Genomic DNA, 10,612 nt, shown 5'->3' with positions numbered 1-10,612 from the left:
TCGGCAGCGTCAGATGTGTATAAGAGACAGAGTAAAAGCCGTAAAAGTGTCTAACTTTTACGGCTCACTTCAATCTGATGTCCTATCTTTTTCAATTATTTTTTACTTTTCCAATAAAAAGATTTTGATTATATGACAACAGGTGTTATTATATTACTTGGATAGATTGATAAGCATATTTAATATGATTATTTGAAGTATGTATAAAAAAGGAAGGATGTAAAATGAAGTCAAATGCAGACGCAGTTTTGTCAGCAAAATCGCTTCACTATTTTCTTCAGTTAATTGATAGTATGAGCTACACACAAGCCGCTCAGATCCTAGGAATTACCCAACCTGCACTAACTCAACAAATTAAAAAGTTAGAAAAAGCTGTGGGTTCTCCGCTGTTTGGTCAAGTAGGAAAGAAACTTTACTTAACAGATGCTGGGATCGAAATGGAAGAAACTGCTCATAAACTCTTGAATACTGTGCAAGGCGCAATAGATACTATTCAGCAATACACAAATTCAGATACTGGAGAAATTTCAATAGGAGCATTAAATACTTTTGATCCAAGTATTCTAGAAGAATTTTTAATTTCATTTAATAAAAAATATCCGGAGATTAAATTAAGCTTCACTTTTTATGACCGCAAGGAACTATGGAATAAGGTGGATCATAATGAGTTAGATTTTGCTGTAATATATATTCCCGATCATAACGCAAATCCCGCTTCGATGAATCAATATTGGACAGAAAAGATCTACGACGATTCATTGGTCGTACTAAGTCCAAAAGAACAAAGAAAGTTAGCGGATATTGTTAAACAAAAATGGGTTTCTTATCCCAGAGGTTCGTACTTACCACAGACTTTTGATAGATTTTATGCTGGTAAGATACCTGAAAAGGGCTTAGATATTTCAGCTCGTTTTTCAGATATGAATCAGTTAGCTAATTTTGCGCAAGCTAATAGCTATAACACTTTTGTGACTAAGAGTTTTTACGAAGTAAATAAAAACAAGATCAAGCTTTATCCTGTAAAAGCAGTTCCCAAAATCGAATTTCAAAGTTGCTTTTTATACAGAAAAAACAAGTCTGATATTCCAAGACTAACCAATTTCTTAGAAGAATGGCGCAGTTTTTTGAAGGCAAAAGATTACAGTTCTAGACTAGACGACTACTCCACATTAATTTAAAATAGATAGTAGATTTATTTAAACAAAAGGAGCTCTTTATAAATGGCAAAAGAATTTGTCTTTGGACATCAAAATCCAGATACTGATGCAATTGGCACTGCTATTGCATATTCATACTTTCAAAATCAAAAAGGATATGATACCGAAGCAGTAGCTTTGGGGGAACCTAACGATGAAACTCAATACGCTTTAGACAAATTTGGTTTTAAAGCACCTCGCGTGATTAAAACCGCAGCAAATGAAGTTGATAGCGTAATGCTTGTTGACCACAATGAACCTCAACAAAGTGTTTCTGATATTGATAAAGTTAAGGTTACTCATGTTGTGGACCACCACAGAATTATGAACTTCAACACTGCCGATCCTTTATACTACCGTGCAGAACCAGTTGGTTGTACCAGTACAATTATGTGGGAAATGTTTGAAGAAGAAGGTATGGAGATTCCTAAGAACTTAGCCGGTTTAATGCTTTCAGCAATCATTTCTGATACTTTACTTTTGAAATCACCAACTACTACTGAAAAAGACCACCAAGCAGTTGAAGCATTAGCTAAAATTGCTGGTGTTGATTATAAAGAGTATGGTCTTGCATTGCTTAAAGCCGGAACTAACATTGCATCAAAATCGGAAGAAGAGTTAATTGATTTAGACGCAAAAAGCTTTGAATTAAATGGTCATAATGTCAGAATTGCTCAAGTTAACACAGTTGATTTGCCAGAAGCAATGCAGCGAAAAGACTCATTTATTAAAGCTATGAATGAATCAAGCACAGAAAATGGCTATGATATGTTCATGTTAGTAATCACTAATGTCTTAGATTCAGATTCTGAAGCTATTGTTGTCGGAACTGATGAAGCAAAAGCCTTATTTGAAAAGGCCTTTGATAAGAAGCTTGAAGATTCAAGTGTTGCTTTACCAGGTGTTGTTTCAAGAAAGAAACAAGTAGTCCCACCATTAACTAAAGCGTTTGAAAATTAGTATAAATAGTCTAATTTAAAAAGTGATTAGTTGTTCAAACTGATCACTTTTTTTATGAAAAGGAGAAAAATCATGGCAGAATTTCCTCAATTAAATCCTGAAAAACAAGAAGGTCCCATTGCTACAATCGAAACTAATCATGGCTATATAAAAATTAAGCTATTCGAAAAATTAGCTCCAATGACTGTCGAAAACTTTGTTAGATTAGCCGAAAAGGGATATTACGATAATACTATATTTCATCGCGTAATTTCTGACTTTATGATTCAGGGCGGAGATCCTGAAGGTGATGGAACTGGCGGCCAAAGCATCTGGGGGCATGCTTTTGAAGACGAATTTTCTGATGAGCTTTTCAATTTGCGCGGAGCTTTATCAATGGCAAATGCCGGTCCAAATACTAATGGAAGTCAGTTTTTTATAGTTCAAAATAAGAATATGCCCAAGCGTTACATTCGTAGTATGGAGCCCGCTGGATATCCTAAAGAGATAATTAAAGCATACAAACAGGGAGGAACTCCTTGGTTAGATGGTCGCCATACAGTTTTTGGGATGGTAATTGATGGGATGGATATTGTTGATGCGATTGCTAAAGTTCCACGTAATAAAGCAAATGATAAGCCTAAAGAAGATGTAATAATTAAAACGATTAAAATTGAAAATAATGATTAAGAAGGCAGCATTTTGAAATTAACAAGTTTAATTAATGAAAAAAAGCCTTCTGAATCAAGACTATTAGCCTTATCTTTAACTTTTAGCAGTGGCTTTATTGATACATATACTTATATTCAACGTGGTCATACCTTATCAGCAGGTCAAACAGGAAATATCGTATTTTTTGCGACATCGTTAGCCAATCATAACTTACGTGGCATGATTAATCGTGCCACAACATTTATTGCATTTACTGCCGGTCTAGTTTTGGTTGGAGCTTTACATAAATATATAAAAAGTAATTATTGGCGTATATTTTGTCTATTTCCAATTATCTTAATCTGTGCAGTAATTGGTTTTATCCCAAGCACAGTTCCTAATTACTATATTGTTCCGGCGATTGCATTTGGTTTAGCTATGCAGAATGCGTCTTTCAGTAAAATTGAAGGAATGGGATATAACAATGCATTTACAACAGGTAATTTAAAGAAATCCGCCGTTGCTTGGAGCGCATATTTCTTTGGTGCTGACAAGTCGCAACACACAGCCGCAGTCAACTATATGTGGCTCGTAATTGCATTTGCTGTTGGAGCGATTATTTCAGCAATCGTTCAAAAATATTTAGTTCTAAGAACAATTTGGATCGGTGGAATTTTACTCTTGGTTATTAATATCGTTTACATGATTTCTTTGCGTAAGAGAAAAAATATAAATATTTGATAAGGAAGCATATCAGAATTTTGATATGCTTTTTTTGACGATAAAAAAGGTAAAGGTAGTCGTAGTCGGCAAGTTCATTATAACTTCGTATAATATATATTATGTAAAGCTAATAGTAAAAAATAAAGAAAGCAGTAATAACGTTCAACAAATAATCTTATCTCATGAATACTAGTTTAACTAACTAAATTTTTTATTAGATCTATGAAGTTAGATACTCAACAAGCTATATTTTTGAGATCAACGCTTAAGATTAACATTATTAGACTATACTCAAGCACTTGATTAAAACCAATGCTTCCTTATCCTCTAACTTTTAACTTCACCAATTCATTGACTAAATTGTTGTTCAAATCAGTTATTCTCAATAATTTATATTTTTATGATGCTGAGATGACGATTCTAAGACCAAGTTGATTAATATTAACCGTTAGTTAATTGAACCCAAATATTGATTGGTAATCTGATATCATTATTTAATCAAAATCAACAAATCATCCTAAATAATGTATTATCCATATAATTAAGTCCAATAAAGAAGAACTAGTGATGATGAAATAGTTGATAAGCCAAATTAATATAGTAATAAAGATATATTTGTTTGACAGCTAGTTAGAATTTGCAAAGATTAAAAGAACTAAAAATGCTAATATATCAGTATTTTCTTGGCTAGCTATCATTAAAACTATAATTTTAATAACTAGTATTTAGGTGTCTCCAGAAATTAAGTTAAATCCGTTGATTTATCAATACTTTGCTAAAATAAGATTTTATCTAAAATTATATAAATTTCTACAAGTATCAGAAAAAATCACCCATAATGTAACTATGAATTTTTGCTGATCATATAATTTCACTATCAACATATTTGCAGCTGTCAGTATTAATAATCAGACGTTGTCTCTTGCTAGATCTCTTTTGCGTTCTTATCAACAGTAGCTTGAAGATAAGAACTAAGCCATTCTTTCGACTTATCCTCTTCTACTGTTCAAGTGGGTGAGAGCACAAACTATTTTTTAGCTCCGTCTACATTCACGCAGATAAAAGATCTTAAGTTTCATATTACAAAATCTCTTCTTATATGATATTATTATTCTTATATAAAACATATGTTTGTATTATAATTAGGAGATTTACATTGGAAACTTCACAATACTTGTCTTTAATTGACCAAGAACTTAATAAAATGCCCGACTTTGTTAAAGAATATAACCTTGGTACCTCCCACTCTCTTGCTACCTCCTACCAATATTTGACGGAAATTCGTCGCTTTTTTGATTGGCTGAGACAAGAGCAACTTTCTCACGCTAAAACCAATCAAGATATTTCTATCCAGACGCTAGAAAACTTGCGCAGAAACGATATTATGCTCTATATTGACTTCTTACAACACAGTAAGAATCAGCAAGGTCACCTTAACTCCCCCACTACAATCAATCGCTCCATCAATGCCCTGCGCTCTTTATACAAGTTTCTGACAATCACTGCTGATAATAATCATGGTCAGCCCTATTTTGATAGAAATGTAATGCTGAAAATTGATTCACTGAATAATACTAAAACCCTAAATTACCGCGCTCACGTGCTGGAATCGCATATGTATACTGGAGATTTGAAATATCAGTTTATGCAATTTCTCAATCAAGAATATGAGAAAAAATGCAATAAACAAGCCTTAGTTTCTTTCAAAATGAATAAAGAACGTGATATGGCGATTATTGCATTGATATTGGGTACAGGAATTCGCGTATCTGAATGTGCCGGCTCCAATTTAGCCAACATAAATTTAAAAGAAGCTATTCTAGATGTCAGGCGCAAAGGTGGCCAGCGCGACAGCGTCCCAATTGCAAGTTGGACTATCGAATATATTAAAGCCTATCAGGAAATTCGCGCAGATCGCTATCATGCTGATAAAAATGAGCAAGCATTTTTCTTAACGTATTATCATGGCAAAACTAAACGAATCACTACTAATGCTATAGAAAAAATGGTTAATAAATATTCTGCTGCTTTTGGTCACCCTTTAACGCCTCACAAACTGCGCCATACGTTAGCGTCTGAATTATATGCAGTCACCAAAGATCAAGTCTTAGTTGCTCAGCAATTAGGTCAAAAAGGAACTTCAGCAACAGATCTCTATACTCACGTCGACCAACGCAAACAAAGAGATGCTCTTGAAAAAATATCTAAAAATAGCGAAAAAAATAACCAGGATACTGAATGAATCAGTGTCCTGGTTTTCTTTATTTATCAAAATCAGTACTCATATCTGGACTTTCGTGATTTGCTATTTTGTTGAAGGCTTCGTTTAAATACTTGTTTTCTGTTTTGGATACTCCAATATCATCACCATTAGTCGTTTGATCGACTAAAACAACTGGATTACCATCTTTGTCAAAACAGAATAAATAAGTAATGTGGAATTCTGCCGCACCTTTATCATAATTATAAATTGCGACTACATTATAACCATATTTGCTGTTACCTTTAGTTACATCCGGATTCCAGCCTATATTGATAGTCTCATCGTTTAACTTAAATGTTTTATCCTTAAAAACATTAGGATATTCTACGCCACTATTAACTTTCAGAGGAGTATGACCATTATATTCTTCATAACTATTTTGGTCCATTTGATCGCCAAAGAACTTCATGTAGTCAGAAAGATCATCTTCTTGACTATTTGACCAGAGTTTATCTGAGCTCTTAGAATCAGAATCTTGACTTGCCACTTTAGAGCTAAATACTACGTTGCTAGCAATATCATTAATATCCGATTTAGAAAAATCGCCATCTAGCTTAGAAATAATCTTGTTAAATGTGATTGGCGAGCCATCTCCATCTTTATCAACGAATGTAACTTCATCATCTTTAACTGTATAACCAACACTTGGTGAAACCACATAAAGATTACCATTATCTGGAGCTTCGACTTTGTGAGAACCAAACTTGTATTCATCTGGCGTATATAGAGTAGCTTTTCTTGACTGTAAATTAGCCAATGCATTAGCCCAGTCTTCATTTTTCCTATATCTCTTACCGGCATATGCCACTACTATAGCTGCTTGTTGCTTTTCAGATAATTCTTTATTTTTAAGCTTTAAAACACTATCACTATCTGATTTCGCTTTCTTATGCGACTTAGCTTTTTTAGTTTTTTGAGTAGATTTAGAAGATTGTACTGCAAAGGGATGTGCATTCTTTTGATTTTGGATAGTAAAGAATGTAGCACCACCTGCAGCTAAAATAATTGCAGCAATTCCAATGCCCCAGCCGATCTTCTTAGCCTTCTTAGAATCAGTATGCTTCTTTTGGTCAGTGCGACTTCGATTTGGCGCTGGCGTCGTTTGAGGGTTTTGTTTTGATTGAATGCTAGGTTGTGAAGTTTGATGTACACGATTTTGGGCTTGTATAGCAGCTTGCTGTGCTTGGACTTGTTTCGCCTTATCACTTATCGGTTCACCACAATTTGGACAGAATTCTGCATCAGTTTTTACCGGCTTGCCGCAATTTGGACAGTACTTTTGTTTAGGTTTTACAGGTACAAATTGATGACCACAATATGGACAAAAATCCGCATCTTCTTTAACTTGTTTCCCGCAGTTAGGACAAAATTTCATAAATGATTTTACCTTCCCATGTGTTTGATATGTTTTATTATACTCGTTTGAAGGGATGAAAAAAATGCCTCAATGAGGCAAGTTTCATTGAGGCATTTTTAGAAGTTAGGATTGATTACTTTTCTTGTGCAACCGCAGTTAAAGGAAGTGTTAATTTAGATTGATCTTTTAGAGTGAAGATAATATATTTTCCTTGAACTTCACTAGAGCTAATATTATTGTTTAATAATGGATTATTTTTTTGTAGATTCGTCAGAATATCATAGTAATTAGTATGTATTCACCCAGATTACCTTTATAAATAAAAAAGATACTGAAACCCAGACCACAAGAGAGTTCAGTATCTATTCACTGTGTAAATTGTACGGATTGAGTTTCAAAATCTAAAGAATAGTATCATCGTTTAAACAAAGTTAGCATAATACATATTATAGTTACAAGCAAGCTAATTTTGTGTACAAAAAAACGCCCGACTCGTAAGCCGGACGCAAACTCAATCTTAAAATAAAAAAATGTTCAAACAAAAAATACTAATCTTTAAGAAAGAGCATTGAAGGACTTGCGCCCTCCTCAAAAGATTATAGCAAAAAAGGTATATTTTTACTAGAAAATACGTGAAGTTTAATAAATTATCACTCAAAATTATTTTCATTCCTTGCTCAAATTATCCAGACCTAATCTTATCAGACTAAGGAATATGTATTATTTAGCTAGTAGATATTCCTTAGTTTAATAAAAAAGCGTCAACTTAAGAAAAGTCCACGCTAAAGATGTTAAATTTTTTATTTAGTCTTATCTTAGATGATTTTCTTAAAGATTAAGTTTTATTTGTCTGAACATAATTAATTCTAACGCGTTACTTGCTTTTTGACAAACCTTAAAAAATTTAGTGTATTTTAGCTGATCGTCTATCAAAGATCCTAGAGCCAAAGTGCGGTACACTATAATTGAATAGAAAATAAATGAATGAAGTTGGTAAAATTATGATACCTAAAGCAAAACAAATCTTAGCCAAACCATTTTCTTCCGAATTTTTCTCAATTTTTATTCAAGGAACAATGGTAGGAATTGTCACGGGATTAATTGTCGGTGTGTTTCGTTGGATTATTGATCACACAATGCAGTTTCTTTTTGTGTTCTACCCTTTTTTAAATAAACATCCCCTCTACATACTAGCTTATATACCAGCAAGTATGGTAATTTGTTTAGTTCTAGGATGGGTTATCAAACCAGAACTTAATAATTTAGTTGGATCTGGTGTTCCTCAAGTTGAAGCGGTTTTTAGAAATGAAAACGAGATGAAATGGTGGTCTATTTTATGGCGTAAGTTCGTCGGAGGCTTATTAGCTATCTGTCCTGGACTATTTTTAGGTCGTGAAGGTCCATGTATTCAAATGGGCGCTATGGTTGGACAAGGATTAGGTCAAGATGTTTTTCATACTCAAGAAGATGACTTAAAACGTCTTCAAGGCTGCGGAGTTGCAGCTGGGTTAAGTGCCGCTTTTTCTGCTCCAATTGCTGGGGTTCTTTTTCTAGTTGAAGAGATAACATTTGATTTTACTCCCAAAACTTGTCTGACTTCCTTAGCTGCTGCAATGGCCTCAGATTTAATGACAATGCTCTTTTATGGCACTACGCCTTGCTTATATTTACCGGTTAAGGCGACTTTACCTCTTAGTTCTTACTGGTTTTTAATAATTATGGGCGTAATATTAGGTATTTTAGCTTATGCTTATCAATATTGCCTTTTAAGCCTAAAACCTTTATATGCTAAAATAAAGCGCATTCCTAACTCCTTTCACAGCATCATCCCTTTGCTTTTAGTTATCCCTATCGGTTTATGGAATGCTAAACTTTTAGGTGGTTCACATGATTTAATTTCAAGTTTATTTAACAACACTTATATTTCTCATATTGATTCTGGGACATTGTCATTAATTCTTATCCCTTTAATCTGGTTTATCGTTAGATTTATTTTTTCAATGATTTCATACGGTGCTTCAGTTCCAGGTGGTATTTTTATGCCTATATTAGTTCTAGGATCACTTTTAGGGGTTATATTTGCCATTATTATGATTCATTTTCGTATAGCACCTAAAAATTGTTATGGTATCATCATTGTGACTGCAATGTGTGCTTACTTTGGTGCAATTGAAAAGGCACCTTTTACTGCGATAACTCTTTTAACTGAGATGGTTGGAACAGTGGAACAAGTTTTACCAATGATTCTGGCAACTTTTATCGCTTACTTCATCTTAGATTTACTTGGAGGTCAACCTATTTACGCAGCTTTAAGACGTCAGATGCGATATCATTTATTGCCAGGTAAGAAGAAAGTAGCCAAGGATGCTTAAAAATATTATTCTGAAGGAAAATAAAAATGGAAATTCGGGTTTTACGTTACTTTTTAGCGGTTTGTGAAAGTAAAAACATCTCTAAAGCTGCTAATGTCCTCCATATTAGTCAACCCTCATTATCAAGACAATTAAAAAACTTAGAACAAGAATTAGGCGTCGTCTTATTTAAACGTGGACCGCATGAAATCACTTTAACTGAACAAGGCTACTATTTAAGAGACCATGCTCAAGATATTGTAAATATGGTTGAAAAAACCAAGTTAAATATAAGTCAAAATGATGTAATTTCTGGAGAGTTGTACATTGGTGCTGGTGAAAGTATCGCTATGAAACGAATCATGAAAGTTATCGATTCGATTCTTAAAGATTATCCGGATGTCAAAGTTCATACTTTTGCGGCCACCGCTCCTTTAATTGAAGCAAAGATTGACAATGGTAATTTAGATTTTGGAATTACAATGGGACACCGAAAAGCAGGTAACTATGAAAGTTTAGCTTTGCCAGAAAAAACGAGTATGGCGTAGTTATGAATGCTGATCATCCTTTAGCTGCAAAAGAATTTTTAACAGCCCAAGATCTAGCTCAGTATCCCCTGCTTATTTCTCGCCGAACCAGTAATTCGGATAATTTTAGAGATTTTTGGGGTTCAAGTAATTTGGTTAACATTGCTTTGACCTTTAATCTTAATTACAACGTTCAATACTTACTTGCTCAAGGTAATTATTGTCTATTTACTTATAAAGGATTAACTGATCTACAAAATGGAAAATTGATCTATCGTCCACTCAAACCTAAGATTTACGATAATAACCGCGTGATTTGGCGTAAAGATATTGAGCTTTCCAATGTTGCTCAACTATTTTTAAAACGTTTAAAATTTGTATATCCATTACCGTTAACATTAATTTTTTCTATTATAGAATTTATCCCTTCAATTGGTCCATTTGATAATCTCCTTGGTGAGTCGTCTTTATTTAAAACATCATTAATTCTAATGAAAGAGTTTATAATATACTCTTTCCAGGTTAATAACGTTTTAGCAACATCTACTAATGGTTCTAACTTTGAAATAAAGAAATTATTTATTAATTCTGTTAATTCTTGTTCT

The 10,612-nt window shown here is 33.5% G+C and carries 9 protein-coding genes and 1 pseudogene; 8 read left to right on the top strand and 2 right to left on the bottom strand.

The features are described 5' to 3' along the window. Positions 1-224 precede the first annotated feature (224 nt). From Q0Y70_RS08415 to xerS, 5 genes are all read left to right on the top strand, one after another. Entirely contained in the window at positions 225-1,178 is a 954-nt protein-coding gene (locus tag Q0Y70_RS08415; RefSeq protein WP_297819714.1) for a LysR family transcriptional regulator, read from the top strand. A gap of 42 nt (positions 1,179-1,220) precedes the next feature. After that, positions 1,221-2,156 carry a manganese-dependent inorganic pyrophosphatase gene (locus tag Q0Y70_RS08410; RefSeq protein WP_297819711.1) on the top strand — a complete coding sequence of 312 codons (936 nt, stop codon included), beginning with the start codon at positions 1,221-1,223 and terminating at the stop codon, positions 2,154-2,156. Between the two features lie 72 nt (positions 2,157-2,228). Continuing rightward, positions 2,229-2,825, top strand: a complete 597-nt coding sequence (locus Q0Y70_RS08405; RefSeq protein ID WP_297819708.1) for a peptidylprolyl isomerase — start codon at positions 2,229-2,231, stop codon at positions 2,823-2,825. 12 nt (positions 2,826-2,837) lie between these two features. Then, a complete protein-coding gene (locus tag Q0Y70_RS08400; protein WP_297819705.1) occupies positions 2,838-3,527 on the top strand; it encodes a YoaK family protein in 690 nt (229 codons plus the stop codon). Between the two features lie 1,138 nt (positions 3,528-4,665). Next, entirely contained in the window at positions 4,666-5,751 is a 1,086-nt protein-coding gene (xerS, locus tag Q0Y70_RS08395) for a tyrosine recombinase XerS (protein WP_297819701.1), read from the top strand. 19 nt (positions 5,752-5,770) lie between these two features. On the opposite strand, the gene Q0Y70_RS08390 is transcribed toward xerS, so the two are convergent. Next, on the bottom strand, positions 5,771-7,147 hold the full coding sequence (locus Q0Y70_RS08390) for a DUF4767 domain-containing protein (protein ID WP_297819698.1): 1,377 nt from the start codon (positions 7,145-7,147) through the stop codon (positions 5,771-5,773). A 983-nt stretch (positions 7,148-8,130) separates the two neighbouring features. On the opposite strand from Q0Y70_RS08390, the gene Q0Y70_RS08385 reads away from it, so the two are divergent. The 3 genes and pseudogenes from Q0Y70_RS08385 to Q0Y70_RS09910 all read left to right on the top strand — a co-directional run. Continuing rightward, positions 8,131-9,501 carry a ClC family H(+)/Cl(-) exchange transporter gene (locus tag Q0Y70_RS08385; RefSeq protein WP_297819717.1) on the top strand — a complete coding sequence of 457 codons (1,371 nt, stop codon included), beginning with the start codon at positions 8,131-8,133 and terminating at the stop codon, positions 9,499-9,501. Between the two features lie 26 nt (positions 9,502-9,527). Next, positions 9,528-10,028, top strand: coding sequence for a LysR family transcriptional regulator (locus Q0Y70_RS08380; RefSeq protein WP_297819695.1), 501 nt, complete (start codon positions 9,528-9,530; stop codon positions 10,026-10,028). A 2-nt stretch (positions 10,029-10,030) separates the two neighbouring features. Beyond that, a pseudogene (locus Q0Y70_RS09910) lies at positions 10,031-10,318 on the top strand (LysR substrate-binding domain-containing protein); the annotation flags it as partial. A gap of 38 nt (positions 10,319-10,356) precedes the next feature. Here Q0Y70_RS09910 and Q0Y70_RS09905 read toward each other — a convergent pair. Further along, positions 10,357-10,575, bottom strand: coding sequence for a transposase (locus tag Q0Y70_RS09905; protein WP_367270353.1), 219 nt, complete (start codon positions 10,573-10,575; stop codon positions 10,357-10,359). Positions 10,576-10,612: the final 37 nt, after the last annotated feature.

The organism is uncultured Lactobacillus sp. (assembly GCF_947367085.1).
In the GTDB taxonomy this organism is placed as follows: Bacteria; Bacillota; Bacilli; order Lactobacillales; family Lactobacillaceae; genus Lactobacillus.
Note: the sequence above shows the minus strand (reverse complement) of the source record. Positions and strands in the feature narration are given on the sequence as shown.